General features: G+C 69.6%; 20 protein-coding genes. 11 read left to right on the forward strand and 9 right to left on the reverse strand.

What is annotated here, in order from left to right; translation table 11 throughout:
* Positions 1-35 precede the first annotated feature (35 nt).
* The 3 genes from AB0D74_RS19250 (at position 36) to AB0D74_RS19260 (ending at position 3,893) form a co-directional block, all read left to right on the forward strand.
* Complete coding sequence (locus AB0D74_RS19250; protein WP_362587781.1) at positions 36-2,021, forward strand: radical SAM protein; 1,986 nt, start codon at positions 36-38, stop codon at positions 2,019-2,021.
* A gap of 33 nt (positions 2,022-2,054) precedes the next feature.
* Complete coding sequence (locus AB0D74_RS19255; RefSeq protein WP_362587784.1) at positions 2,055-3,329, forward strand: valine--pyruvate transaminase; 1,275 nt, start codon at positions 2,055-2,057, stop codon at positions 3,327-3,329.
* Positions 3,330-3,500: 171 nt separating this feature from the next.
* Complete coding sequence (locus AB0D74_RS19260; RefSeq protein WP_362587787.1) at positions 3,501-3,893, forward strand: hypothetical protein; 393 nt, start codon at positions 3,501-3,503, stop codon at positions 3,891-3,893.
* A gap of 13 nt (positions 3,894-3,906) precedes the next feature.
* Here the strand turns inward: AB0D74_RS19260 and AB0D74_RS19265 are convergent, their stop codons facing one another.
* Positions 3,907-5,028 (reverse strand): transposase, encoded by a 1,122-nt coding sequence (locus AB0D74_RS19265; protein WP_362587791.1) that lies wholly within the window; start codon positions 5,026-5,028, stop codon positions 3,907-3,909.
* Between the two features lie 813 nt (positions 5,029-5,841).
* Between AB0D74_RS19265 and AB0D74_RS19270 the strand changes: the two genes are divergently transcribed.
* Positions 5,842-6,408: an LmbU family transcriptional regulator gene (locus tag AB0D74_RS19270; protein ID WP_362587794.1), complete on the forward strand. Its 567-nt coding sequence runs from the start codon at positions 5,842-5,844 to the stop codon at positions 6,406-6,408.
* Between the two features lie 123 nt (positions 6,409-6,531).
* On the opposite strand, the gene AB0D74_RS19275 is transcribed toward AB0D74_RS19270, so the two are convergent.
* On the reverse strand, positions 6,532-7,176 hold the full coding sequence (locus AB0D74_RS19275) for an FMN-binding negative transcriptional regulator (RefSeq protein WP_362587797.1): 645 nt from the start codon (positions 7,174-7,176) through the stop codon (positions 6,532-6,534).
* A gap of 379 nt (positions 7,177-7,555) precedes the next feature.
* Between AB0D74_RS19275 and AB0D74_RS19280 the strand changes: the two genes are divergently transcribed.
* On the forward strand, positions 7,556-8,725 hold the full coding sequence (locus tag AB0D74_RS19280; protein ID WP_362587800.1) for a serine hydrolase domain-containing protein: 1,170 nt from the start codon (positions 7,556-7,558) through the stop codon (positions 8,723-8,725).
* 50 nt (positions 8,726-8,775) lie between these two features.
* On the opposite strand, the gene AB0D74_RS19285 is transcribed toward AB0D74_RS19280, so the two are convergent.
* On the reverse strand, positions 8,776-10,290 hold the full coding sequence (locus AB0D74_RS19285) for an FAD-dependent monooxygenase (protein ID WP_362587803.1): 1,515 nt from the start codon (positions 10,288-10,290) through the stop codon (positions 8,776-8,778).
* Positions 10,291-10,811: 521 nt separating this feature from the next.
* On the opposite strand from AB0D74_RS19285, the gene AB0D74_RS19290 reads away from it, so the two are divergent.
* The gene (locus tag AB0D74_RS19290; RefSeq protein ID WP_362587806.1) at positions 10,812-11,153 is read left to right on the forward strand and encodes a hypothetical protein; all 342 of its coding nucleotides are present in this window, start codon (positions 10,812-10,814) and stop codon (positions 11,151-11,153) included.
* 69 nt (positions 11,154-11,222) lie between these two features.
* Here AB0D74_RS19290 and AB0D74_RS19295 read toward each other — a convergent pair whose 3' ends face one another.
* Both AB0D74_RS19295 and AB0D74_RS19300 read right to left on the reverse strand, forming a co-directional pair.
* Positions 11,223-11,969 (reverse strand): SDR family oxidoreductase, encoded by a 747-nt coding sequence (locus AB0D74_RS19295; protein WP_362587809.1) that lies wholly within the window; start codon positions 11,967-11,969, stop codon positions 11,223-11,225.
* Positions 11,970-12,071: 102 nt separating this feature from the next.
* Positions 12,072-12,968, reverse strand: a complete 897-nt coding sequence (locus tag AB0D74_RS19300) for an RNA polymerase sigma-70 factor (protein WP_362587812.1) — start codon at positions 12,966-12,968, stop codon at positions 12,072-12,074.
* A 254-nt stretch (positions 12,969-13,222) separates the two neighbouring features.
* Here AB0D74_RS19300 and AB0D74_RS19305 point away from each other — a divergent pair, with 254 nt between their 5' ends.
* Together AB0D74_RS19305 and AB0D74_RS19310 are read left to right on the forward strand one after the other, a co-directional pair.
* On the forward strand, positions 13,223-14,836 hold the full coding sequence (locus AB0D74_RS19305; protein ID WP_362587815.1) for a metallophosphoesterase family protein: 1,614 nt from the start codon (positions 13,223-13,225) through the stop codon (positions 14,834-14,836).
* Between the two features lie 341 nt (positions 14,837-15,177).
* Positions 15,178-17,085, forward strand: a complete 1,908-nt coding sequence (locus AB0D74_RS19310; RefSeq protein WP_362587818.1) for an FHA domain-containing protein — start codon at positions 15,178-15,180, stop codon at positions 17,083-17,085.
* 79 nt (positions 17,086-17,164) lie between these two features.
* On the opposite strand, the gene AB0D74_RS19315 is transcribed toward AB0D74_RS19310, so the two are convergent.
* Positions 17,165-18,592, reverse strand: coding sequence for an alkaline phosphatase family protein (locus AB0D74_RS19315; protein ID WP_362587821.1), 1,428 nt, complete (start codon positions 18,590-18,592; stop codon positions 17,165-17,167).
* Between the two features lie 552 nt (positions 18,593-19,144).
* Between AB0D74_RS19315 and AB0D74_RS19320 the strand changes: the two genes are divergently transcribed.
* Complete coding sequence (locus tag AB0D74_RS19320) at positions 19,145-20,086, forward strand: L,D-transpeptidase (RefSeq protein WP_362588375.1); 942 nt, start codon at positions 19,145-19,147, stop codon at positions 20,084-20,086.
* Here AB0D74_RS19320 and AB0D74_RS19325 read toward each other — a convergent pair.
* Positions 20,057-20,989, reverse strand: coding sequence for an EamA family transporter (locus AB0D74_RS19325; protein WP_362587824.1), 933 nt, complete (start codon positions 20,987-20,989; stop codon positions 20,057-20,059). The genes AB0D74_RS19320 and AB0D74_RS19325 overlap by 30 nt on opposite strands.
* A gap of 39 nt (positions 20,990-21,028) precedes the next feature.
* Between AB0D74_RS19325 and AB0D74_RS19330 the strand changes: the two genes are divergently transcribed.
* Positions 21,029-21,553, forward strand: coding sequence for a MarR family transcriptional regulator (locus tag AB0D74_RS19330; RefSeq protein ID WP_362587827.1), 525 nt, complete (start codon positions 21,029-21,031; stop codon positions 21,551-21,553).
* 159 nt (positions 21,554-21,712) lie between these two features.
* Positions 21,713-23,758, forward strand: coding sequence for a regulator (locus tag AB0D74_RS19335; RefSeq protein WP_362587830.1), 2,046 nt, complete (start codon positions 21,713-21,715; stop codon positions 23,756-23,758).
* 17 nt (positions 23,759-23,775) lie between these two features.
* On the opposite strand, the gene AB0D74_RS19340 is transcribed toward AB0D74_RS19335, so the two are convergent.
* Both AB0D74_RS19340 and AB0D74_RS19345 read right to left on the reverse strand, forming a co-directional pair.
* Positions 23,776-25,608, reverse strand: a complete 1,833-nt coding sequence (locus tag AB0D74_RS19340; RefSeq protein WP_362587833.1) for an arabinofuranosidase catalytic domain-containing protein — start codon at positions 25,606-25,608, stop codon at positions 23,776-23,778.
* A gap of 244 nt (positions 25,609-25,852) precedes the next feature.
* On the reverse strand, positions 25,853-26,302 hold the full coding sequence (locus tag AB0D74_RS19345; RefSeq protein WP_362587836.1) for an Lrp/AsnC family transcriptional regulator: 450 nt from the start codon (positions 26,300-26,302) through the stop codon (positions 25,853-25,855).
* Positions 26,303-26,351: the final 49 nt, after the last annotated feature.

The following is a 26,351-nucleotide window of genomic DNA, read 5'->3' on the forward strand; positions in this document are numbered from 1 at the left end:
CACAGCGGCTCAGAACTCGGGGCGGGAGGTCCACCATGCTCATCGAAAGCATCCCGATACGGACCGGGAACGGCAACCAGGAGCGTAGAAAGGTCGTACTTGTCGAGATTCCCACCTACGAGAACATCCTGCCGCTGGCGTCCGGCTACATCCAGGCGTGCGCGCAGGAGGACATCGAAGTGGGGGCCTCCCACGCCTTCGAAATCGTCTCGTACCCGGTGACCGACGACCGGCACAAGCTGCTGGAGGAACTGGCCGGGAAATACGCGGATGTCTACACGTTCAGTTGCTACATCTGGAACATGAGGCTGGTCAGCTGGCTGCTGAAGGAACTGCGCGAGCGCCAGCCGGACGCCCATTACCTGCTGGGCGGCCCGCAGGTGATGAATCACGCCGCGACCTACCTGGCGGACGCCCCGGCGAACGTCTACGTGTGCAACGGGGAGGGGGAGCGGACGTCGGTGGAGCTGTTCAGGCAGCTCAACAGCGCGACGCCCGACCTGCACAAGGTCCCGGGAATCAGCTTCTGGTCCGGCGGCGAGCTCGTCACCACGGAAGCCGCGCCGCGGATCAGCAATCTCATGGAGATTCCCTCCCCCTTCCTCACCGGCGTCTTCGACGGCCGTGAGTTCAGCATGGGGATCCTGGAGACGAACCGCGGGTGCCCCTTCCGTTGCACGTTCTGTTACTGGGGCGCGGCCACCAACTCGAAGGTCATCAAGTTCGAGGAGGAGCGGATCAGGGCCGAGCTGGACTGGATCGCCCGTAACGGCCTCTCCGGGCTCTTCATCGCCGACGCCAACTGGGGGCAGTCACCCCGCGACGTGGCGATGACCGAGCACATCGTCGAGCGCAAGAAGGAGTTCGGCTACCCGCTCGTTGTGTACATGGCCGCCACCAAGAACCGGCCGGAACGCATGGCCCAGATCACCGAGATATTCGTGCGCGGCGACCTGATGGTGACTCAGCCCATCTCGCTCCAGACGCTGAATCCCGAGGCCCTCAAGCTCATCGACCGGTCCAACATCCGTGAAGAGACCTTCGTCGAACTGCAGCGCACGCTCAGGGAGAAGCAGATCAGTTCCTACGTGGAACTGATCTGGCCCCTCCCGGGCGAGACCCCGGAGTCGTTCCAGAACGGGTTGACGAAGCTGTGCCGGTCCTACGCCGACACCGTCATCGTCTATCCGCAGCTGCTCCTGCACAACACGCCCATGTACCACCAGGTGGAGGAGTACGGCCTGACCACGGAGCCGGTGCCGAGCGACGTCTCCGAGGCGGAAGTCGTGGTCGCCACGAACTGGGTGACCAAGGAGGAGTGCCGCGACGCGTACTGGCTGTACAACGCGATGCACACCACCTACAACATGCGCGGTCTCTTCCTGCTCTCCGGCTACCTCGACGCGGCCGGTGTCATCTCGTACGGCGACCTGTTCGCCGACATCGCGCACTACCTCCGACAACGGACAGAGTCCGAGGTGCTCCGGCTGATCAGCACATCACTGGCCGATCTGACCAATTACGACGTGCTGCTCAGCGGCAAGATCGGACACATGATCCTCAGCACCCACCGTGAGGAGTTCGACTCCCTGCTGGCCGACTACGTCACCTCCCGGGAGTGGTGGTCCGACCCGATGGCCCGGCAGGCGTTCGAGATGGACCTGATCGCACGGCCCTACATCTACCGGGAACCGGTGAGCGTGCCCAGGTACGAGTTCGCCGAGGTCACCGTGCACGGGCTGGGTGATGCCGAGACCTTCGTCGTGGACGTCTCCCCGGAGCTGGCGGGGCTGCTGGCGGAGCGCGAGATGCTCGACGCCGACGCCCTCACCGATGCCGGATCCGGCCGGGTCACACTGCACGTCAACCACCACGCCCGGCAGAAGATGCCCTACATGCCGCAGCGGAGCCTGGAGCACAACGCGAACTACTGCCACGGCACCGTGCTGCGCTTCCGCGAGATCCTGCCCTTCATCGAGGTCCACCCGCCCCACGTCGCGCAGACTCCGGCCGCCGACTGACCGCCCCGCAGACCTGGGAGAGGACGCCACTCCGTGCAGTTGTCCCGATCCGGAACCAAAATGGCCAGCCTGTCCGGCCTACGGCTCATCATGGAGGACATCGCCACCACCACCGGCTCCGCCGACGGAAGGGAGTGGCTCAACCTCGGCATAGGAAATCCGGCGGCCATACCCGAGGTCATGGACACCTGGCACCGGCTGACGGCCGAGGCGCTGGTCGCCGGCTTCGGGGAGGTCAGCTGCAGGTACGGGCCGTCCCGTGGACTGCCCGAACTCGTCGAGGCGATCGCCGACTACTTCAACAGGCACTACGGCTGGGGCATCGGGCCGGGCAACATCGTCGTGGGGCCCGGCAGCCAGATGCTCTGCTTCGTCGCCGCGGCCCTCTTCACCGGGGCCGGTGCGACCCGTGACACCCGGCTGGTCCTGCCGCTGACCCCGGACTACACCGGATACCAGGGCCTCTCCCTGACCACGGGCGGAATCAAGGGAGTGGAACCTCTGCTGCGCCTCCAGGGCGAGCGGTCGTTCCGCTACCTCTTCGACTTCCGCGCCCTGGACGGCTTGGACGACGTCGGGCTCCTGCTGCTGTCGAGCCCCAGCAACCCGGCCGGCCGCTGCGCGTCGCAGGACGAGATCCGGCGGCTCGTCTCGGCTGCCGAAGCTCGCGACGTACCGCTCGTGGTCGACAACGCCTACGGTGCTCCGTTCCCCGGTATCGGCGGACCGTCGATGAAACCGGTGTGGGACGAACGCGTCATCAACGTCTTCTCCGTCTCGAAGGCGGGACTTCCCGGGGAGCGCCTGGGCTTTGCCGTCGCCGCCGAGCAGTACATCGATCCGATCGTCTCGTTCCTGTCCAACTCGGTGCTGCACGCTCCCCAGCTGGTCCAGTCGGCGCTGGCCCAGGCGCTTCGGTCGGATGTGCTCGACACCCTGGTCGCGTCGGTCATCGGCCCCTATTACGCGGAGCGCCGGAAGTACGTCGAGGCCCTGCTCGCGGCAACGCTGCCGCCGGACATCTCCTGGCACCTGCACGCTGCCGACGGCGGCATGTTCTGCTGGGTCTGGATCGACGAGGACTGGTTCGACGACCTGAGTCTGTACGAGTCGCTCAAGCGCAGGGGCGTCTTCGTCGTACCGGGCAGGTACTTCTTCACCGACGCCGAGCACAGCCGGACCCTGGACCGGCACCCCCGGCAGTGCTTCCGGATCAGCATCACCTCCGACCAGCACACCATCGCCAGGGGCGTCGAGGTGATAGCCGCAGAGCTGCGCGACATGCGGGCCGGGAGTGCCACGGGGTGACGCCTGGGGCCCGGCGAGCGCGCATCGCAGATGACTTGCCGTCAAGTTCCCGTTAATTACGTCGAGTTGGCGCGAAAGACGGCAACCTCGCGGGACCGGACCGCGTTCTCACATATGCGTGTGCACAGGCGTGTCCGTGCGTTCAACCACCGCACCAGGGAGGAGCCTCTCATGGTCGTGCGTCGCCACCGCGCTTCCGTCGTCCTCGGCGTCGTTCTCATGGTCGTCCCCGCGATGATCGGTCTTACCGCATGTGAATCGGATGACGCGGTGAACTGCGTCCGGGCGGCCGACGCGCTCTCCGAGAGCGTGGGCATTCTCGGGGAGGCGCTGAAGGACTCGGTCCTGTACCCGGAGAGCGCCGACAAATCGATCGCCAGGGTCAGGGGCAATCTCCAGGACCTCCGGGCCAAGCATCATGACAAGGACGTGGTCGCCGGCGTCGACGACATGGAGAAGGCCCTGGACAATGTGCAGAAGTCCGTGCACGACGGTGACAAGACCCCGGACCTCACACCGGTCGTGAACGGGACCGCGCGGATCGCCAGGGCCTGCGCGCGCTGACGGCCCGAGGGCGTCAGCGTGCCTGCCGTGCCGTGCTGTGGGACGGCACGGAGCCGCGCCCGTGCAGCCGCTGGAACGCGTATGCGGCGGAGACGAGCGCCATGTGGTGGTACCAGCCGAGGAACGAACGTCCCTCGAAGTCCTGCAGCCCGAAATCCTGCTCCAGGGAGGCGACGACGTCCATGGTCCCCTTCTGCAGACCGCTGATCGCGCCGACCTCCGCGACGGTGTGGTGGGTGAGGTTCGTCAGCCACAGTGTGCCCGGCGCACGGTCGCGGGCCACCTCGGTGAAGAGCCGGTAGAGCGGGCCGGCGCGCCCTTGGGAGCCGGTCGGCAGACGGACCAGTGAGCTCTGGAGCTGGGTCATGGGCTGCTGCCCGTCCGCGAGTGGCACGACGGCCATGTCCTGGCTGCCCCTGAGGGCCAGTGCTCTTGCGCTGACGGGCCCCGCGGCGACCCCCTCGCCGGCCTGCAGTACCGTCAGCTGGGGCGGTATCGCGATGACGAAGTCACGGCGGCGGTGGGCGAGTTCGCGCAGCAGGTGTCCCACATCGGGTTCGTCGCTGAGGTCGACGAGGACGATGGCGGAGGTGGCGTCCGTGCGCTCCGACAGCCGGTCGACGAGCCGGAGGGTGTGCGCCCAAAGGGGCAGGTACCGCTCGGAGTCGGGAATGCGGGCGTCCCTGCGCCGTTGGGTGTCGTGCATCCAGACGGCGGGTAAGTGCAGGAACCAGTCGACGGGAATCTGCGCGGAGCCCACACACAGAAAGGCGCCCAGCCCCAGCTGGCAGTTGAGCGTACGGCGCGAGGACGGGTCGAAGTAGCGGTGGACCCCCACCGAACGGTCACCGCGCTTGGGCAGAACGGCCCGGCCGATGGACCACACCGGAGCCGGCCGGTGGCCCGCCACCCAGCGGGTGAGCTCCTCCATGACGTCTTCGGAGTCCCAGGGGCTGAGACTGACGAACTGCCGCAGCGACTGCGCGGCGGACGGGTCCTGGGAGACGGCGGTGGCGAGCCGGCGGACCGACTTCTTGCCGGAGGTGACGAGAAGCCCTTTCAGATACGCGTAAGCCCAGTTGCGTTGGTCGATTCGGCGCAGACTCTTGAAGATCGTTCGGCTGTAATGGTCCAACGTTAATTCACAACCGCTTGCGTGGGCCGCGCCTTGAGACGTCGACGACGTGTCTGATTGGGCAGTGTCCATGCCGCAATAACTCCCCCGGGGTTACTGAGCGTTGGAGGGAGTGTAGGGCGCACCTCCAACATCGCGCCACTCTCTGAGGTCGGCTGATTCACCTCAGCGCCTCGAATGGTACGCAGCCTCCTGGCGGGACGGTAGCGCGCGGTGGCCGGATTTCAGCAGTTCTTTTCGGGCACGAGGAGTGCGCCTTGGGGACCGGAGGGTTGCCCTCGCGGCCTGTCGTGCTGCTCGGAGGGTGATAGGCCGGGCTCGAAGACGGGTCCGGCTCGGTCGGAGTGATCGCTTCTAGACGGTGCCGGCCTGCTGTGCATCCTCAAATCAAGCCATTCGGCGAACTGGGCCGCTAAGATTTCATTAAGCTTTTGAACTCCGCAAAGTAGTCTTTGGTGATGCCGAGATCCTTGAATCGGGAAACGTTGTCGGGTTCTACTCGGAGCGCGGCGGTCGGCCATCTCCACCTCAACTGGGAACCTTGCGGTCAACGGTTCTTTGAGGTTGCCTGTAACTCCTTGACGGCAGTGGCCATCGCACGGGGCACTTAGGTGCAAAGGAGGGGGTGAACGCTTCTGTATTCGATCGGGAGCGACCGCGAACCCACCCGGTTTATAAGCGCGTTGCCGCGGAGGCGTGATGACGAATCAGGTAGGCGACCACAGAGACTCCCAAGTGCTGATATTCGGCAGGACTGCGGATGCCGCGTCGAGAAGCCGGAAGGCCGGCGGGACGGAATCACGGCGCGATCAGGTGCTCACCACGAAGGTCGGACTGCACATACCCGTGGGCCTCGCCTTCGAGGAGTGGGAACGCGCCGGCCGTCAGCTCTCCGGACTGCTCAACTCCTCGTCCTGGTGGCTCGGAGACTGGCTCGTCTACGGTAAGGACCAATACGCCGACCGCTATGAGCGCGGCATCCGTGCGGCAGGCCTTCAGTACCAGACGCTGCGTAACTACGCCTGGGTCTCCAGGCGGTTCGAGCTGGAAAGGCGGCGGCCCGAACTCAGTTTCCAGCACCACGCCGAGCTGGCGTCGCTGCCCGTCGAGGAGCAGGAGGACTGGCTCGATCGTGCGGAGCGGATGAAGTGGAACACCAAGCAACTGCGCAACGCCATCCGGGCCGAGCGGGAGAACGGCTCGGAGCAGATGAGCGCGGCGGCGACGCGTCGGCTCGCCGTGCCCGACAACCGGCTCCAGTGGTGGCATAGAGCCGCGGCACATGCGGGTACGGAGTTGGGGGAGTGGGTGACGTCCACACTCGACGCCGCTGCCAGCCAGGTGCTGAAAGAGGTCGACCTGCACGTGCCACTCGAATGAGGGGCACCCGCATGCGATGAGCCGCGCCGGAGACAGGCGGAGGTAGCCGGCCGGCGCCGAGGCGGAGACGGTGCCGGGGTCCGCAGACGAAGCGGTGCGGACCCCGCGGCACGGGCCGGGGGGTCACGTGAGGCGGTTCATGAGACGGGCCGTCTGCATGTGGCGGGTGCAGGCGCGACCCGCGAACGACCGTGCCACCTGCTCCCGGATCGGGGTGCTCTGCTCCTGACTGAGCTTGAACATCCCCTCGGCCCCGGTCACCCGGACCCGGAAAGCGCCCACGCCGGGCACTATCCTGCGGAAGTACTCCAGGGATTCGGTCATGTCCCAGCTGTCGCCGAATTGATCCTCGAACGCCCGCACCGTCGCCTGCACGACATCCAGAGTCTCCTGCACCGACTCGAATTTCTCCACGGTGCCGTGGACGTGCACCGAGGTGAAATTCCATGTAGGGGCGGCCGGCGTAATACCGTAGACGGTGGGGGAGACATAGGCGTGCGGGCCGGTGAAAGTCAGCAGGACCGTTGATCCGGTGGTCAACGCGGCCCAGTGCGGATTGGCTCGGTTCATGTGCCCCAGCAAGGGCAGACCGGCCAGATCCGCGGCGGAAATCCCCGCCCATTCGGGGTCGGTGATGACCGGCAGATGGGTGGCGAAGGGTCCGTCGGCAGGAGCTCCATTGCTTGCCAGCAGAGCCAGCGGATTCTCGCGCATCAGATCGGTCATCCACGAAACATCCGGTTCCCGGTACTGACTGGGGACAAACATAGAGCACTCACCTTTCGTGGTGTGCCGAGGCCGGCGAATGTGCGGCAGGGGGCGAGCGTCACTGCGTGGGCGCGGTGAATAAGCGGCGCGGTCGACGTGCTGTCCTGTCGACGGGACAATCGGGGTTGCCATCATGACCCCATATTGCCTCAGGTGCAATGAAACGAAGAATTAATTCAGCCGTTGAATGTGTGCGCCTGAATCAGGGGTCGATTTTATTGTCGTGGATCGAGTCGGGCACGATCCTCAGGTCGATATCGCCCGGCGGAAATGGCCGTGACGCGCGGTGTCCCCCTAATATCCCGTCATAATCCCGAGATCCGCCGTTTGCCAGTGCGATCCGGACCGATCGGGCAACTTTCAGGAGTGCGGAATGCCGATGAGGACGAGAGCAAGAGCCGGTGTGGTCGCCATGGGGGCCGTCGTGGCAGCGATCACCGCCTTCACGAGTCCCGCCCCGGTGTCGCGGGACGGCGCCCCCGCGCGGGTCGACCACAGCGCGACGCAGCGCGCGATCGACGCCGCGGTACGGGCGGGCGTCCCTGGCGTCACCGTCCAGACGCGCGACACCCACGGGGTCTGGCGAACGGAGGCAGGTGTGGGAAACCTGGAGACGGGGGCGCCGCGTGGGAAGAACGACCGCTTCCGGGTCGGCAGCATCTCCGACACCTTCGTCGCCACCGTCCTCCTGCAGATGGAGGCGGAGCACAGGCTCAGCCTCGACGACACCGTGGCACACCACCTGCCAGGCCTGGTGACCGGTAACGGCAACGACGGCCGCAGGATCACCGTGCGGCAGCTCCTGAACCACACCAGCGGTCTCTTCGACTACCTGTCCGACCAGGAGTACGGGGAGACGTACCTGCAAGGTGACGGCTTCCTTGAGCACCGGTACGACACGCTGACACCCGGGCAGCGCCTGAAGGTTGCGCTCTCCCACGAGCCGCTGTTCGCGCCCGGTGCACGGCATTCGTTCTCCACCACCAACGACGTCCTGGCGGCGCTCATCGTCGAGAAGATCGCCGGCCGGCCGTACGAGGACGAGGTACGCGACCGCATCATCGAACCCCTGGGGCTCAAGGCGACGTCCTACCCCGGGAACAGTGTCCGACTGCCGCGGCCGAGCAGCCGCGGATACTCCAAGCTCTTCCCGTCACAGCCGGACCGGGTCGACGACGTGACCGAGGTGAACGGTTCACAGGGCTGGGGCAGCAGCGATCTCATCTCCAGCGCCGCCGATCTGAACCGGTTCTACGGTGCCCTGATGCGCGGGAAGCTGTTGCCGCCGAGGCAGCTGAAGGCGATGAAGACCACCGTCGCCAATCCCGACTTCCCCGGTGCGTCCTACGGGCTGGACATCGAGCGCTTCGCGTTGAGTTGCGGCACCGTTCTCTGGTACCACGACGGAGCCGTGCCGGGATGGCTGACCCTGGCCGCCACCACGGAGGACGGCCGCCACCAGCTGGCGTTCGACTACAACGCCGACTGGGGAGCGGAGACCGTGCTTCCGCTCGTGAACGCCGAGTACTGCACCGAGCCCGCCCCGTAGCCACCGGGCAGCCTCGGCACGTCTTGGGAAGCGGGTGTCCGTCGCCCGCTTCACCGCTGTTCGGCCGGGCCGCACCAGGTGGCGAGAGCGGTTCGCAGGGCCACGGTGTCGAGCGCGCCGGGGTCGGCCGCCCAGGCCACGTGGCCGTCGGGGCGGACAAGGAGCGCGGCAGGAGCGGGAATCTCGCCGACGGACGGGACGGCCCAGTGGTCGTCCTCGCTGCGTGCCTCGACGAGATCGACACGCTCGGCCCAGCCCCTGGCCACGGTCGCCAACTCGGCACTGCCCCGCAGGTCCAGAAGTACGGGCCGGGCGGAGTGCAGCAACTCGTACACACGGGTGGTGCCGTCAGGCGTCTTGAGATCGGCATCGGGAACCCGGCGGCCCGCCAGCGGGTGGAAGCCGTCCATCGGGTACCGGATGTCCAGTGCGGTGATCGCGTTGCGCAGGTACCGGTTCACGTCGTCGAACACCATGAGCGAGCCGAACACCTCGCGCAGCGCCTCCGTCTGGGCGCCGGGGCGGGCGAGGGCCGCCTGCGCCCGGGTGTTGTGAAGAACGCCCTCCGCCACGGGGTGGCGTTCGGTGTGGTAACTGTCCAGCAGGCTCTCCGGCGACCGGCCGCGGACGACCGAGGCGAGCTTCCAGCCGAGGTTCACCGCGTCCTGTACGCCGAGGTTCAGACCCTGCCCGCCGGCCGGGTAGTGGATGTGGGCCGCGTCGCCGGCGAGCAGCACCCGGCCCTTGCGGTACCGGTCCGCCTGTCGTGCGGCGTCACCGAACCGGGATATCCACCTGGGACTGCGCATGCCGAAGTCGGTGCCCGCGAGCCTGATCAGCGACTCCCGTACCTGCTCGAACGTCGCGGGCTCGTCGCGGTCCGCGACGCGGTCGTACTCGGACGTGATCACCCGGTGCCAGCCCGGTTCCAGGGCGAGCGCCGAGAAGTGACCGCCCGCACAGCGCCGCATGAAGATGAAGTCCTCGGGGAGATCGGGAAGTTCCACATCGGCGAGCAGCGCGGTCATGGTCGCCGGCGTGCCGGGGAAACCGATGTCCGACAGCTTGCGGACCGTGCTGCGCCCGCCGTCGCAGCCCACCAGGTATCGAGCCCGCAGCGTTGCCGGATCCGTTTCTGCCGTACGCAGTTCGACCGTCACGCCGTCCTGGTCCTGCCGGATCCCGCTCACCGCGGACGACCAGCGCACCCGGGAGCCGAGCTCGGCGCCCCACTCCTCCAGCAGCCGTTCGATGACGTCCTGCAGGAGCATCAGCGGCATCGGGCGCCTGGACTCCATCCCGTCGAAGTCCAGCCAGAGGCCGGAGAAGTGCCCCACCGGCGTCAGTTGTCCGACGGCGAGGAAGCGGTCCAGGATGCCACGCTGGTCCAGTACCTCCAATGTACGGGAGTGCATTCCGCCGGCCCGTGACTCCCCCGTCCGTGCGGCGAGCTGTTCGACCACCACCACGTCGACGCCCGCCAGTCGCAGTTCGCCGGCGAGCATCAAGCCCGTCGGGCCGGCCCCTGCGATCACTACCTCCGTGTCCAGCTGCGTGACTCCCACGTCGCCGCCCCTCAGTCGACTGTGCCGCTGACCTCGCCAAACCATCCCAACGGTCACGGACCCCATTCGGCGGGTCAAGACAGTGCCGAGGCCGGGCAGCGGCGCGGCCGTCGAACTTGCCCTGTACCGCCGGCGGGACACCTCCGCCGAAGGCACGGCGCACACTGAAGGCGAGTGCCTTCCGCGTCACGGCGACGGCCCCCTCCAGGGACAGCGTCGGATTCCGTGCCCATGGTCCCTTTTCGGCGCGGCCGATTCCGTCAACTGACGTAGTCCGCGGGGTACGCCGTATCGCACCGGTGCCGACACCCTTGCGACCGCGTGCGGAACTTGCCACGCTGGACGTCCGCACCGCTTGTTCCTGCTCTCACCACGGCGTTCGCGAGACCGCCGGCCCCGACCAGTCCCGGCTCGATACGTTCGTGCGCGCTGCTCTCCCTCCCGGCGTTGATGCGCGTACACCGCGCCCGAGCACCACTGCGACCGGCCGGACAGCAGCCGCCTCACCTGTGGAGCACACCATGGACACGAGCGAGGAGGCCGCCCGCGGCCTGACCGACATCCAGGACTTCCTGTACCAGCAGGCCCATCTGCGAGCGGCACGCCGGCGCGTCGCGGCCTTCGTCGCCCGCGAACCGGGGCTGACCCAGGAACAGAAGACGGACATCGAGCGCTGGTATCTCCAGGAACAGGCCTACGTCGCCCACATGGTGACCGAGCACATCGCCGCCAGCGTCAGCGCGGTCGAACAACGCCATCACGCCCGCTTCGGCCGGTGGCTGCGCGGCACGCTGACCGGGATGCTCCTGGTCACCGCGGCGATGGCCCTGTGCGTCACCATGGTGCTGGTCGGCGCGTCGTAGACCGAGGGACACGTCGGTCACGGACACGTCGGTCACGGACTCCGACGGTCGCCGTCCACGGAGCGGGCGCTACTCCTGCCCGGCGAGCCAGTCGGCGAACCTGACCTCGCCGAGCTCCGCGTCCGGGCCCGGCAGCAGCGTGTCCTCCTGGAGCTCGGCACCCCAGTACGTGGCCTGCGGGTCCGTGACGATCTCGCGGGGGTCGTCCTGGGCGGTGAGCCCCATCCGGACGAACTCCTCCAGCTCGAAGCTCTCCGGGCCGCCGGCCTCCACCACGCCGTTCACCGGGGCGCCGACCGTCGCGCGGGCCACGGCCTCGGCCACGTCGTCGGAGACCATGGGCTGGATCCGCCCGGCGGGCAGCCGCACGGTGCCGTCCACGGTGACCCCGTCGGCGAGCCCCTTCGCGAACTCGAAGAACTGGGTCGCGTGGACGATGGAGTAGGGGATGCCGGACGCGTCGATCAGCTCCTCCTGGGCCTGCTTGGCCCGGAAGTAACCGCTGCCCTGGAGCCGGTCGGTGCCCACCACCGACAGTGCCACATGGTGCCGCACGCCGGCCTCGGCCTCCGCCTTGAGGAGGTTGGCCGTGGAGACACGGAAGAAGTCCATGACGGCCTGGTCCTCGAACGAGGGGGAGTTGGACACGTCGACCACGACCGTGGCGCCCTCCAGGGCCTCGGCCAGGCCCTCACCGGTCAGCGTGTCGACGCCGGTACCGGGCGCGGCGGCGACCGCCTCGTGGCCCTGCTCACCGAGCCTGCGGACCAGCTTCGAGCCGATGAGCCCGGTGCCACCGATCACTACGATCTTCATGACGGAATTCCTCTCGGGATCTCTCTGGTGCTTCCATCAGAAGAGACCGGGCAGCCTCCGTGTCTGTGACACACGGTCCGGGAAAACCGGTGAACGGGCGCGTCACCCGTCCAGCGACGCCACGTAGCGAGCCAGCTTGGCGGGGTTCATCACCCACAGCAGACGTTCGATGCCGCGCGCCGACACGTCGGCGGACAGCAGGGCCACCGCGGTTCCCGAGGCGGAGACAAGGACGGCCGGCCTGCCGTTGGCCTCGACCCAGCGCACCTGGGCCTGCGGCCAGAACCGCGGGGCGAAGGCGACGAGGTACCGGGAGACGTGCGGCAGCCCGGACACCGGGATCTTCGACGCCCCGCGCACGCCGCCCCCGTCGGTGTAGCTGACCACGTCCTCGGTGAGGACCTCCTCCAGCACCGACAGGTCGCCGTGCCGCGCGGCGGCGAGGAACACCTCGAGGAAGCGCCGGTGCTCGGCGGAGCCGACCGGCTCCCGGTGCTCGGCCGCCAGCCGCTTGCGGGCCCGGCTCACCAGCTGGCGGGCATTGGCCTCGCTGGTCTCCACGATGTCCGCGATCCGCCGGTAGGTGTAGTCGAACGCCTCCCGCAGCACGTACGCGGCCCGCTCCACCGGGTTCAGCTTCTCCAGCAGGAAGAGCACCGCCAGGTCGACCGCCGCCGCCCGCTCGGCGCCCAGCTGCGGATCCGCGCTAGTGTTCACGGGCTCGGGCAGCCAGGGCCCGACGTACGACTCGCGGCGCACCCGGGCCGACTGCGTGAAGTTGATCGCCAGCCGGGTGGTCACCGTCGCCAGGAAGGCGGTCGGCTCGTGGACGCCGGCCCGGTCGGTGTTCTGCCACCGCACCCACGCCTCCTGGACGACGTCCTCGGCCTCCACGGCGCTGCCGATCACCCGGTAGGCGATGCCGAAGAGCTGCGGGCGCGCCGCGACGAAATCCTGCGTCGCCCGGTCGAGGGAGTCGGCGTGGTCACCGGCGCGCATCCATGTCCTCCAGGGTCGGACCAGCATGTTACAAGCCCGTCCGACGCCGGCCTGCGCACACCCGGCCGGGTCGCCGGCGGCCCCCGAAGGTCAAGGGCGGGGCAGCGGCCGGTAAAGGCACGGGCAGGTGTCGGTCTGGGCGCCCTGATGACTGACGTGTGATGGCCAGGTGGTCATGTGGTGTTCATGCGGCAGCAGTTGGGCTGGGCAAGGGTGCGGTCGTCGTCGGCACAGCTGCTCGTCGGGAGGGCGTCATGACCACACACACAGAGTCGACAGAGGACAGATCGCAGGGGGACCAGGAGGGACTCAGCCGCCGGCACGCGCTGGGCCTGCTGGGCACCGCGGGGGCGGGCGCCGCCGCCACCGGCCTGCTGGGGGCGGGTACGGCACAGGCCGCCCCGCTCGCCGCGCCGGCCTTCCACCTCACCGCGGACTCCTCCGGCGCGTCCCCCGTCCAGGGCCTGCACCTGACCTTCGGGGCCGACCCGCGCACCCAGATGACGGTGTCGTGGATCACGGACCGTCCGGTGACCAAGCCCGTCGTGCGCTACGGCACCCTGGAGCACGGCTTCGGCTCCAGCAAGAAGGCCCAGACCGTCACCTACCTCGACGGCACCTCGAACCGCACCGTCTACGTCCACCACGCCCTCCTGAAGGGGCTCACCCCGGACACGGACTACCTCTACCTCGCCACGCACGAGGGGGCGACCCCCGACAGCGGCACGTTCCGCACGGCTCCGCAGGGACGCCGGCCGGTCACCTTCACCAGCTTCGGCGACCAGTCCGCCCCCCAGGTCACCTGGGCGGCCGACGGCAGCGTCGGCCTGGACGCCAACTCCACGCCCGCGACGAAGGACATCGTCACCGGCATCGAGCAGGTCGCCCCGCTGTTCCACCTCCTCAACGGCGACCTCTGCTACGCCAACCTGGACGTCGACCGGGTGCGCACCTGGAACAACTTCTTCACCAACAACACCCGTTCGGCGCGCTTCCGCCCCTGGATGCCGGCGGCCGGCAACCACGAGATCGAGAAGGCCAACGGCCCGCTGGGCCTCGGCGCCTACCAGGCGTACTTCTCGCTGCCCTCCACCGAGACCGACGCCGAACTCGCGGGCCTGTGGTACGCGTTCACGGCCGGTTCGGTGCGGGTCATCGTCCTGCAGAACGACGACAACTGCCTCCAGGACGGCGGCGACATCTACATCAGCGGCTACTCCGGCGGTCGCCAGCTCGCCTTCCTGGAGAAGGAACTGAAGGCGGCGCGCTCCTCGAAGGACGTCGACTGGGTGGTCGTGGCCATGCACCAGGTCATGGTCAGCTCCTCGGACGCCAACGGCGCCGACCTCGGCCTGCGCGAGAAGTACGGCCCGCTCTTCGACCGGTACGGCGTCGACCTGGTGCTCTGCGGGCACGAGCACAACTACGAGCGTTCGCTGGCCGTGCGCGGTGTGGTCAACGGCAGCGAGACGCTGACCCCCAACCCGGTCTCCCAGGCCACCGACGACATCGACGCCAACCTGGGCACCGTGCACATGATCCTCGGCGGCGGCGGTGTCTCGGGCACCACCAACCAGAAGTTCTTCAACGACGGCACCGGCAAGGTGATCACCGCCGTCTCCTCGACCGCCGGCTCGAACGGCAAGCGCACCTCCACCTACGTACAGGAGAAGGCGGTGTGGGTCGGCGTCCGGGACGTCGAACACCCCTACGGCTTCGCCGCGTTCACCGTCGACCCCGGCCGGCACCCCGGTGACACCACCCGGATGCACGTCACGTACTACAACGTGAACAAGCCGAACGGCGACCTGTCGGTCTTCGAGACCTTCAGCCTGCACCGCAAGCGCTCGGACGGCCACGCCGGCTGACCGGCGACCAGCAGGGAACGCGGGCCGGGCGGCAACCGCCCGGCCCGCGCCGCGTTCCGGCCGACGACGACCCGCCCGGCCCAGGGCCGGGCTCCCCGCGCACGCCCATCCGGAGCACTGGCCGAAAACGGTGAACTCCCGTTGCGTCGGCGCGAGATCGCAGCGTGGCGCCCACTGGAACCGCTTGGCTGCGCAAGTATAAGCTCCCAGATGGGGGCGATTTGGTGAGGAAAGCCGGACGCCGCCGGCAGAGCCGTGGCGCCGTCACACCCGATCGATCTCACGGTTCGGCAGGGGTGCCGCAGTGCTGTCGAGATCAATGACTCCTGGAAGGAAGTACCGTGGCACCGGTGCTGGTCGGGCTCGAAGGTCTGCTGGCGGGGGAGCGCATCCCGGTCCTGGACACCCGCGTCACCTTTGGGCGCAACTCGGAGAACACCGTCGTCATCTCCAGCCTCAGCGTCTCCCGCTTCCACGCGGAGATCCTCTTCGACGAGGACAAGGGTTACGTCCTGCACGACCTGGAGAGCAGCAACGGCACGCTGGTCAACGGGGAGGAGGTGGAGGTCCGGCTGCTGCAGCCCGGTGACGAGATCACCCTGGGCGACCAGGAGTTCCGCTTCGAAGTGGCGGACGCCATGGAGACGCTGATGGCGCTCTCCCTGCCCCGGTCCGTCACCCACGCCGGGCAGGCGAGCGAGAAGGGCCCCGTACTCCAGGTCACCGTCGCCGGCGGCGGCCCCGTCGGACTGTCCCTCGCCCTGCTCCTGGAGCACTTCCTCGGGTCGCAGGTGAAGATCACCGTCTACGACAACAGGTGGCGCAAGCAGGGCCGCACCGTGGTCTGGAAGGGCCAGGACGAGGGCAACGTACGGCGCCAGCAGGTGGTGACCGTGCAGAGCCGCCAGTACCTCGCATGGCCCGAGGAGGTACAGGCCCGCCTCTTCGACCCGGACCACTTCACGGAGATGTGGCCCTCCGGCCCCGACTCGGTGGGCGACCACAGCCCGCGCAACATGCGCATCGCCTACATCGAGGACCGCCTGCTGGAGCTGGCCAACGAGAAGCGGGACCGGATACGCCTCATACCCGCCCGGTTCGACCCGGCGGAGCAGCAGGAGGCGCTCGCCTCCCAGCACGTGCTCGCGATCTGCGACGGCGGCCGGTCGCGCACCCGGGAGCACTTCGCCGCCCGGTTCGGCAAGGCCGACGAGTCGATCTACTCCCTCGACGGCCGCCACCTCCAGGACGTCGTCCTCGGCCTGCGGGTGAAGTCCGGCCTGACCGACCCCATGGCGGTCCTGCTGACGGTCGCCCAGAACCGCTTCCTGCTCAACTCGCTGCGCGGCGAGGGCTTCCTCAACATGCGGCTGACCGACGCCGAGGCGGCCGAGGTGATCGGCCTGGACCCGGTCCGGCGCGTCTTCGAGGAGTGCATCGCCTCCCGGCCGTGCCTGATGGACCGCGACGAGTACGGCGACTTCCAGTGCTCGACGCACGGCACGCTGTTCCTGCCCGCCCTGGTCAAGGGCTCGGCCCTGTGGCGGCGGGTGCAGGAGGGGCTGCTGCTGTTCGGCGTCGAGGCCGACGACCTGTCGGCGGTCACCAGCTTCCGCCTGGACATGGTGCAACGCCCCCGGTTCTCCGCCGAGCTGCTGCCTCCCACCACCACCTCGCCGGGCACGTACGGCTTCCTGCTGGGCGACGCCGCCAACGCGATCCACTTCTGGCCGGGCCGCGGCCTCAACAGCGGCCTCGCCTCCGCCATCTCGCTGGCCCGTTCCCTCAACGGGGCGTGGAACGGCAGGTCGTTCCGGGACGCGGACTTCCTGCGCCACGAGGCGGCGATGTCGATGCTGCAGTACCGGCACAAGAGCCGGGCCTGGAAGGCGATGGTCACCACCGACGACCGGGGCGTCACCTGGGCGATCAAGGACATCATCGGCCACGGCATCGACGGGATCCCCGAGGACCCGGACCGCGAGGCCGACACCAAGACGCTCCTTGAGCGCATGCAGGCCATCCGCGACCGCCTGGCCACCCGTCTGTCGGGCATGCCGGACGACGAGGCGATCCTGGAACGCCTGCGCACCCTCCAGCCGGCCACCTTGCGCATGCTCGTCCTCAGCGGCGCCTGGGACACGCTGACCATGGGCGGCGAAGAGGTCGACATCGACATCTTCTACGGCCAGGACTCGTCCGCTGCCGCGGCAGCCGTGGAGGCACTGGAACCGGCCGCCCAGGCCTAGTACGTCGCTCCACCCCGCCCGCCGGACCGCGCGTTCCGGCGGGCGGGGCCGCTTCGGCCGTGTCCTTCTGCCCAGGGGGTCAGGTGTGCGGGCGGTGGCCCTTCTCCTGGCGGGGGTAGGTCTGGTCGTTCTGCGGGAGCGTGGGCTTGGGGAGGGTGGCGACCTCCTCCTTCGCCTTCGCCAGCTGCTGGGCGGTGTCGTGGGGGAGCCGCGGCGGGCGTGGCCGGGCATCGCGGAAGCGGAAGGCGGTGGTGAGGTCGCCGAAGGTCCGCCGGCGCCAGTCGGTCACGTTGGGTTCCGCGACGCCGGTGAAGCGTTCCAGGAACTGCAGGGCGGAGGTGTGGTCGAAGGCCTCGGAGGCGACCCAGCCGCCGACGGTCCACGGGGAGACGATGATCGCGGGGACCCGGAAGCCACCGCCGATGGGCAGGCCCTTGACGAACTCGTCCTTCGTGCCGGCCGGCGGGGTCGGCGGTGCCACATGGTCGAACAGGCCGTCGTTCTCGTCGTAGTTGAGGATGAAGGCGGTCTTCCGCCACACCTTCGGGTTCGACGCGATGGCCTCGATCTTGGACGCCACGTAGTCGGCCCCCGCGGCCGGCAGGTAGTCCGGGTGCTCCGACTGGTAGCTCGTCGGGCAGATCCACGACACGGTCGGCAGCCGGTCGTTGCGGGCGTCGTCCTCGAAGGTGCCGTGCGCCTGCGGCCGTACCCCCCGCTCGTACAGGTCGGAGCCGGGCTGCGCGTTCTTGAACGACGCGAACTGCTCCAGCATGTTGGTGCCGTAGTCGTCCTCCTCCTGGTACACCTTCCAGGAGATCCCGGCGGCCTGCAGACGCTCGGCGTACGTCGTCCAGCGGTACGGCGTGGGCGCCGCGTTGCTGATCACCGGGCCGCCCAGGGTGCCGCCCGGGTCGATCGAACCGGTCATCCACATCAGCCGGTTGGGCCAGGTCGGGCCGAACACCGAGCAGAAGTAGTTGTCGCAGATGGTGAACGTCTCCGCGAGGGCGAACTGGAAGGGGATGTCCTTGCGGGTGTAGTAGCCCATCACGTACGGGCCGTTGACGCCGTCGGCCTTGCGGTGGGCGGGCAGCCACTGGTCCATCTTGCCGTTGTTCCAGGCCTGGTGCTGCACGGCCCAGGCGTGGCTGGTGGAGGGGATGGCCTGGGCGCTCGACTTGTGGGTGTCGAGGTGGAAGGGCAGCAGGTAGCCCTTCGGGTTGACGGCGTCGGGCTGGTAGAAGACGGACCGCCCGTCGTCCAGCTTCAGCGCGTGCGGGTCGGCGAAGCCGCGGACGCCGGAGAGGGTGCCGAAGTAGTGGTCGAAGGACCGGTTCTCCTGCATCAGCATGACGACGTGCTCGATGTCGTGCAGGGAGCCGTTCCTCGGCGCTCCGGCGGCGACGGCCTTCTGGACGCTGGGCGGCAGGAGGGAGAGGGCCGCGGCGCCGCCGAGCGCGCCGGCGGCGGAGCCCAGGAGTCTGCGACGGGTCAGTTCAGCCATGGCTGCTCCTTTCGCGGGCCCTCCGGCAGGAAGGCCTTTGCGGGAGTGACGGCAGGCCCAGCCACGAGGTCGGGCCGTCGTTCACTGTGGGCCCCGGGCGGTGCGGTGCGTCAGGTGCGGCCGGTGAACTCCGGACCAACGCACGGAAGGAATTTACCGAGCCGTTGCGTCCAACCCCGTCCGGACGCACGGGTGTTGCCGAGCGTTCCAGAACGATGGCGACTACATGGACCTCACCCGTCCGGGCGGGCCTGCATCGCGCTGCGGGCACGGCCGGTGACGACGGACCCCGTGACGGGCACTCAGCCCTCCTCGTTCGCTGCCGCGTATCCACCCCGCCGGCCCTGCCCTGCGCCCGGCGTCCGACGGCCCCACGGCCCGCCGCGCACCGATTCTTGATCCATGCTTTACGTGCCCCGGGGAACTGGAACCCGTGCTTCGGCAGTCTCACGGACAGTGGGGCCTGTCGAGGCCGCGGAGCGAGACGAGTGAGTGGGGCAGGGCGTGGGACGGCGCAAGGGCGGCATAGGCATCGCAGTCGGTACGGTCGCAATGCTGGTGGGCGTGACCGCCTGCGGCGGCGGGGGCGGCAGCGACAAGGCGAGCGGGGACGACGCGAAGGCGTCCGGGAAGCCGAGCGCGAGCGCCTCGCCCAGTCCCACCAAGCCCGCGGGCCCGCCGATGCTGCTGGACACGATCACCCCGCAGACGGGCACCACGGTCGGCGTGGCCATGCCGATCTCGGTGATCTTCACGAACCCGGTGGCGGCGAAGGCGAAGGCCACGGTCGAGAAGCACATGAAGGTCAGCACCTCGCAGCCGGTGGTCGGCGCCTGGCACTGGATGGGCGACCGGCGCGCCGACTGGCGGCCGAAGACCTACTGGCCCTCCGGCACGAAGGTGCGGATCGACGCCGACATGACGGGCGTCAGCAACGGCAACGGACGCTACGGCGTGCACGGCTACACGCACACCTTCACGATCGGCGACGACGTACGGGCGGACGTCTCGGTGACCGGCCACACCATGAAGGTGACCCGCAACGGCCAGGCCGTGCGCACCCTGTCGATCAACGCGGGCAGCGCCCAGTACCCGACATGGGACGGCACGATGGCCGTCATCGACAAGCAGGAGAAGGTCCACATGACCTCCTGCAGCGTCGGCATCAGCTGTGACAAGGGCAGCGCCAACTTCTACGACCTGACGCTGCCCTGGGACGTCCACCTCACCCAGTCGGGCACCTACGTGCACTACTCGACCGGCGACCCCAACCCGGGCAGCGGCAGCGCCCGCGGTTCGCACGGCTGCGTCCACCTGTCCCTGTCGGACGCGAAGTGGTTCTACGGCCAGGTCAAGCAGGGCGACCCCGTCACCATCACCGGCTCGCCCCGCGGCAAGGCCCCGGCCGACAACGGCTACGCCGACTTCAACCTCGGCTGGGACCAGTGGCTCACGGGCAGCGCGTCAGGAGAGGAGACGTCCACGGCGCTCTGACCCGCGGCGCCCGCGGCGGAAGGACGGCCGGCTCTCCTGGGGGAGAGGCGGCGGGCCCTTCCGCCCGGTCCTGCCCAGGACGACTCCGGCCAGGACCAGGACGAGTCCGCATATCTGCCGGCCGGTCAGCACCTCCCCGGCGACCACGGTGCCGAGCAGGACGCCCGTGACGGGGTTGAGCAGCCCTATCAGCCCCACCGTTCCGGCGGACAGGTGCCGCAGCCCGGTGAACCACGCGACGAAGGCGAGCGCGGTGGCGACCAGGGAGACGTAGCCGAACGCGAGGAGCGCCGGTACGGAGAGCGCCGGTGGCGGACCCTCGACCACGGCGGCGACCGGGAGCAGGAAGAGGCCGCCGGCGGTGAGCTGCCAGGCGGTCGAGGCGAGTACGTCGGTACCGGCGCTCCACCGTTTGGTCAGGACGTGCCCGAACGCCGACACCAGCATGGCGGCGGCCGACGCCAGGACGCCCGGGACGCTCGCGCCCCGCACCCCCGTGAGCAGCATGAGGCAGACCCCGCCGAGTCCGAGCGCCGCGCAGGCGAGTTGGGCGGGCCGGGGCCGCTCGGACACCAGGGGCCAGGCGACGAGCATCATCGTCAGGGGCGAGACCGCCATGACGGTGGAGGCGACGCTCGTCGGAAGCAGCTGCGAGGCCGCGTAGACGAGGACGAAGAACACGCTCATGTTGAGCAGCCCCAGTACCGCGGACCGCCACCACCACGCGCCGTGCGGCCGTCGCCTGCGCAGGGCCAGCAGGACGAGCCCCGCGGGCAGCGCCCGCAGGGCGGCCCCGTAGAGCGGACCGTCGGCCGGCAGGAACGCGTGGGTCACGTAGTAGTTGGCACCCCAGGCCACCGGCGCCACCGCGGTGACCGCCACCCAGCGCGAATTAGCTTCCATGGAAGCCAATATAGCTTCCCGGGAAGGTATGGTGGAAGCATGAACCACGGTGAACCCGTCGACCGCGTGGCCCGCATCCAGGCCGACTGGCGACGCGAGCGGCCCGACGTCGACATCGCCCCGCAGGGAGTGATCGGCAGGCTGCACCGCCTGGCCGGCCGGCTCACCGAGGAGCTCTGCCTCGTCTATGGCCGGTACGGCCTCGGCGAGGGGGAGTTCGACGTCCTGTGCGCCCTGCGCCGCGCCGGGGAGCCCTACGAGCGGGCGCCGGGCGAGCTCGCCGCGCACACCATGGTCACCACCGGCGCGATGACGAAGCGGATCGACCGCCTCGAACGGGCCGGACTCGTCACCCGCCGCCGCTCCGACGATGACCAGCGCGGTCGCATCGTCGCCCTCACCACCCCGGGACGCGAACTCGTCGACCGGGCCTTCACCGACCACATGCGCAACGAACGCCGCCTGGTGGACCTGCTGACCCCCGCCGAGGCCGAGTCGCTCGAAGCGCTGCTCACCACCTGGCTCGCCCGACTGGAGGATCCGCATCGGCCCGGCGGCGACTGACCGGCCCCCGGTATGCCTACACGATCAGCGGTTCACCCGGGCGGGTGATCCTCACGCGCTCACGGCAGGCCTCGTTCCAGAGTAGAGGCCGGGGGAGCGGGGGACGCGGCAATGCCGTGATCGGCTCACCGCGCACCGGGCCGCCACGAGGATGTGCGCATGGTGTGGATGATGTGGGACGCGGAAACCTCCTTCGTCGGCCGGGCGGCGGAACTGGACCGGATCGCCACGGTGATGGCCGGGAGCAGACTGGTCACCCTCAGCGGCCCGGGCGGGGTCGGCAAGACCCGGCTCGCCCGGCGGGCCGTGGCCCTGGCCGCGGCGGCGGGCGGGGGAAGCCCGGAGGTCGCCTGGGCGGACCTGTCCCCGCTGCGCAACGGACAGCTGCTGGCGGCCACCGTCGCGGACGCGCTGGGCCTCTCCGACCACACCGCGCGGCTGCCGGCGGACGCCGTCTGCGCGTGGATCGGCGACCGCGGGATGCTCCTGGTGCTCGACTCCTGCGAGCATCTGCCGGCCGAGTGCCGCGACCTGGCCGGCGATCTCCTGACGACCTGCCCGAACCTGCGCATCCTGGCCACCAGCCGGGAGCCGGTGCGGGTGCGGGGCGAGGCGGTGGTCGAGATCGAGCCGTTCGCCTCCGTCGAGGAAGCGGTCGCCCTGTTCGCCGACCGGGCCGCGGCGGCGGGCAGCCCGCTCGTCGACGACAGCGACCGGCAACTGGCCGTGAGCCTGTGCGAACAGCTGGAACGGCTCCCGCTGGCGCTGGAGCTCGCGGCCGGTCAGTTACGCAGCATGTCGCTGCCCGACCTCTGCGCGGGCCCCTACCGGGCCGTCGACCTGCCCCGGGCGCCGACACGGAGGTGGCCGCCCCGGCATGCGGCGCTGCGCACCACCATCGGCTGGAGCCACGAGCTGTGCACCCCGCAGGAACGGCTGCTGTGGGCGCGGCTCTCCTACCTGCCCGCCCACTTCGACGACGAGCTCGCGGGACAGCTGGCCGGTGGCGCCCCGTTCTCGCCGGGCAGCGTCGGGTGGACGCTCGTCTCGCTCTGCGACAAGTCCGTCGTCGTCCGGAAGGACGGGGCGTACCGGATGCTGGACGCCGTGCGCGAGTACGGCCGGATGTGGCTGGCCGAGCTCGGCGGCGAGCGGGAACTCGCCGACCGGCACGCCCGGTATCTGCTGGCCCTGACCCGGCGGGCCCACCATGAGTGGTTCGGCCCGGCGCAGGGGGGCTGGTACCGGCGGATCGGGTTCCTGCACGACGACATCCGGCTGGCGGCCGACCACCTCCTGGCGACCGACCCGGCCGCGGCACTGGAGATGATCGGCAACGTCACTTTCTTCTGGGTCTGTTCCGGCTACCTGTACGAGGCCCGCCGGTATCTGGAGACGGCGACCGTGCCGGCCGCCCGGGACCGGGACGAGACGTGGGTGCAGGGACTGTGGAGCCTGGGGCTGACCCTGACCCTGCAGGGTGAGCAGGCCGCGGCGCACGAGACGGCCGCCGCCTGCCGGCGCGCCGCCACGGAGGTCCTCGACGCCGAGGGGCTGGGGCGGGCCGCCTACCTGGAGGGCCTGCTGCACCTGCTCGAAGGGCGCCCCCTCGCCGCGGTGAACGGCGTCGAGACGACGACGCCCGGCGCCACCGCGACCCGCCGGGGACAGCTGACCGCACCGGCGGTCCTGTGCCGCCTGGTGCACGTCTTCGGGCTCACCGGCTCCGGCCGGCTGGACCAGGCCCGGCAGGAGGCCCTCGAACTCCGCGACCTCTGCGCGGGGCTGGACGAGCACTGGACCCGTTCCTACGCGGAGCACCAGCTGGCCCTCATCGCCTACCTCAGCGGGCAACCGCACGACTCCGTACGCCACGCGCGGGCCGCCCTCGACGCCAAGCGGCACATCGGCGACGCCTTCGGGATCGCCATGGTCATGGACCTCCTCGCCATCGCCCTGGCCGATGCGGGGGAGGAGCCCGCCGCCGCGTACGCCTTCGGCGGGGCGGCGCGCTTCTGGGAGACGGTCGGACACCCGCAGCGCGGCACACCGGAGATGGCGGCGCTGCGCGGCGAGTGCGAGGACCGGCTCGTACGCCGCATGGGCCTGCAGCACTACGGCCGGACCTTCCGCCGCGCGGTCCTGAGCGACGCACGCTCACTCGTGACCTGGGGAGCGTCCGGCGGCCCGGTGCCCGAGGAGTGACACCGGGCCGCCGGCGTTCAACCCAGCGCGAACTTCTGCGCGCCGGAGCCGTTGCAGTCCCAGATCTGCAGGCGGGTTCCGTTGGCGGTGGTGCCGCTGGGGGAGTCGAGGCAGCGTCCGGACTGGGGGTTGAGGAGGGAGCCGTCGGATTGTTGGACCCATTTCTGTCCGCCGACCCCGTTGCAGTCCCACAACTCGACCTTGGTGCCGGCCGCCGTGCCGTTGCCCACGATGTCCAGGCAACGCCCCAACGTGGACAGGGAATTGTCCGAACCGTGGTACCAGTGCTGGTCGACCGCGTACGACTGGCAGCTCCACAGCTGTACGGCGGCGCCGTCGCCGCCGGTGTCGTCGGCGGCCACGTCCACGCACGTGCCGCCCGGACCCTTGACCGGCCCGCCGCCGTTCACCGAGAACTTCTGTGCGCCGGAGCCGTTGCAGTCCCAGATCTGCAGGCGGGTTCCGTTGGCGGTGGCGCCGCTGGGGGAGTCGAGGCAGCGTCCGGACTGGGGGTTGAGGAGGGAGCCGTCGGATTGTTGGACCCATTTCTGTCCGCCGACCCCGTTGCAGTCCCACAGCTCCAGCTTCGCCCCGGCCGCCGTGCCGTTGCCCTCGATGTCGAGGCAGCGGCCGAGGGTCGACAGCGAGCCGTCGGGGTTGTGCGTCCAGTGCTGGTCCTCGGCGTACGTCTGGCAGTCCCACAGCTGTACGGCGGCGCCGTCGGTGCCGGTGTCGTCGGCCGCGACGTCCACGCACGTGCCGCCCGGGCCCGTGATCGTTCCCTGCGGGCCGTTCGGCACGTCCGTCTCGCCGCTGTAGCCGACGGAGACGATGTTCGCCTGCACGGCGTTCTCGGCGGCGTCGGTGGGATAGCCGGCGACCATGACGCCCTCGAAGAAGGTGCCGCGGTTCCAGTTGCTGTTGTCGCCGCCGATGCCGAGGATGATGCCGCCCTCCTGCTGCATGGGCTGATAGCCGCCCCGGGTCGGGAGCGCCCCGTCCCACCAGGTGGACAGCGCGCCGGACCGGGAGTCACCGCCCTTGAGCGCGTACCGGGTCTGCCCGTTGTTCTTCAGGACGGCGGTGACGAAGGCGGAACCGTTGCCCTGGTTCGCGGTGTTGGAGCCGTTGTCGCCCTGGAACATGCCGTTCTCCAGGTCGGCCTCCACCCATGGGCCGTTCCCGGTGCACGGCGCGAAATAGCAGGTGGTGGCGATGGACACGGCGTCCATGTGCCCGTTGCCGGTGTCGGCGGGGGTGCGCTCGGCGTTGCCGTAGTCGAAGCAGCAGGCGGATCCGACATGGGTGCCGCTGGCCACCATGTAGGCGCCCTCGGGCTGTCCGCCGACGGCGACACCGGAGGCGACGCCGGTGTAGCGGTAGCCCACGCCGGGCGAGATCCACAGCCCGTACACCTTGTGCCCGCCCGCGGTGACGGCGATCTCGGACGCGTCGGCACCCCGGTCGGCCCCCATGCCGGAAGTGCCGGCGGGCCCCGGCGTGAGGTCGTTGTGCCGGCCGCTCTGGTCGTAGATCTTCGTGACCCGGCAGCCGCCGTCCGTGGCGCAGAAGGCGTCCTGGGCCGCCGCGTCGGCGTACCCGCCCTGCGTCAGCGGCCCGATGTCGGCGGTGGCCCCGTCCGAGACACGGGTCACCTGGTAGAGCGGGCCGTCGTAGGCGGAGAGCAGCGCGCGGGTGACGCTGTGCGCGGCCACGCAGGGGGTACCCGCCGCGGCGTAGATGTCGCACGGCAACGAGCCGGCCGCCTGCGAGGCCGCCGGGAACCCGAGCAGCAGCCCGAGAGCGAGTCCGAGGGAGGCCAGCACGGCCACCAGCGGCGACCTTCGCATCCAATGTCTTGGCGAGTTCATGACATTCCAGACGGACGGGGAACCCCGCATGGCGCGTCCCTTCGAAGCTGGGGTGGGGGCGGGCCGCACCGAGGGCGCGGCGGCACAGCACTTCGATCGGCTCGCCCGGAACCTACGCACGCTGTTCGACCGCGTCAATGTTTGTTGCCTTTTTTGGTTCAGACCAGGCCTGGAGAGTGAACACGTGTCGGAGCGTGTGGGATTCGGCCGGGCCGGTGCACCGTCAGGGGCTCAGGAGACGGTCCGGGCCGAGCGGGACCTCGTGCAGCAGCAGACGGCTGCGCGCCTCCCGTACCCCGAGGTCGGCCTTGAGACGGTCGACGACGGTCTCGAACTCGCGGGCGTCCGCGCAGGCGACCCGCAGCTGGTAGTCGTAGTCCCCGGTCAGCCGCATCGCGGCCACGACCTGCGGGACGTCGTTCAGCCGGGCCTCGAAGGCCGTGCGGTCCACGCCCTCCCGCAGACGGATGTCACTGAGCAGTTCCATGCCGCGCCCCAGGGCCGCGAGGTCCACCTCGGCCCGGTAGCCGCGGACGATGCCGTCCGTCCGCAGCCGGCGCACGCGATCGGCGACCGTGTTGGCCGACAGCCGCACCCGGCGGCCCAGGTCCTGATAGGTCGCCCGGCCGTCCGTGAGCAGGATGGCCAGGATCTGCCGGTCGATACGGTCCACGAGCCCGCCCCCAGGAAAACTCGGCAAGTTGTCGGTGCCACCGATCTTT

It is taken from the genome of Streptomyces sp. NPDC048278 (assembly GCF_040652195.1).
GTDB lineage: Bacteria > Actinomycetota > Actinomycetes > Streptomycetales > Streptomycetaceae > Streptomyces.

What these genes read in the sequence shown, in the direction of transcription:
- AB0D74_RS19250 (WP_362587781.1), top strand. Translation starts at nt 36, where the DNA reads ATGCTCATCGAAAGCATCCCGATACGGACCGGGAACGGCAACCAGGAG.
- AB0D74_RS19260 (WP_362587787.1), top strand. Translation starts at nt 3,501, where the DNA reads ATGGTCGTGCGTCGCCACCGCGCTTCCGTCGTCCTCGGCGTCGTTCTC.
- AB0D74_RS19275 (WP_362587797.1), bottom strand. Translation starts at nt 7,176, where the DNA reads ATGTTTGTCCCCAGTCAGTACCGGGAACCGGATGTTTCGTGGATGACC.
- AB0D74_RS19280 (WP_362587800.1), top strand. Translation starts at nt 7,556, where the DNA reads ATGAGGACGAGAGCAAGAGCCGGTGTGGTCGCCATGGGGGCCGTCGTG.
- AB0D74_RS19290 (WP_362587806.1), top strand. Translation starts at nt 10,812, where the DNA reads ATGGACACGAGCGAGGAGGCCGCCCGCGGCCTGACCGACATCCAGGAC.
- AB0D74_RS19295 (WP_362587809.1), bottom strand. Translation starts at nt 11,969, where the DNA reads ATGAAGATCGTAGTGATCGGTGGCACCGGGCTCATCGGCTCGAAGCTG.
- AB0D74_RS19300 (WP_362587812.1), bottom strand. Translation starts at nt 12,968, where the DNA reads ATGCGCGCCGGTGACCACGCCGACTCCCTCGACCGGGCGACGCAGGAT.
- AB0D74_RS19305 (WP_362587815.1), top strand. Translation starts at nt 13,223, where the DNA reads ATGACCACACACACAGAGTCGACAGAGGACAGATCGCAGGGGGACCAG.
- AB0D74_RS19315 (WP_362587821.1), bottom strand. Translation starts at nt 18,592, where the DNA reads ATGGCTGAACTGACCCGTCGCAGACTCCTGGGCTCCGCCGCCGGCGCG.
- AB0D74_RS19320 (WP_362588375.1), top strand. Translation starts at nt 19,145, where the DNA reads ATGCTGGTGGGCGTGACCGCCTGCGGCGGCGGGGGCGGCAGCGACAAG.
- AB0D74_RS19325 (WP_362587824.1), bottom strand. Translation starts at nt 20,989, where the DNA reads ATGGAAGCTAATTCGCGCTGGGTGGCGGTCACCGCGGTGGCGCCGGTG.
- AB0D74_RS19330 (WP_362587827.1), top strand. Translation starts at nt 21,029, where the DNA reads ATGAACCACGGTGAACCCGTCGACCGCGTGGCCCGCATCCAGGCCGAC.
- AB0D74_RS19335 (WP_362587830.1), top strand. Translation starts at nt 21,713, where the DNA reads ATGGTGTGGATGATGTGGGACGCGGAAACCTCCTTCGTCGGCCGGGCG.
- AB0D74_RS19340 (WP_362587833.1), bottom strand. Translation starts at nt 25,608, where the DNA reads ATGCGAAGGTCGCCGCTGGTGGCCGTGCTGGCCTCCCTCGGACTCGCT.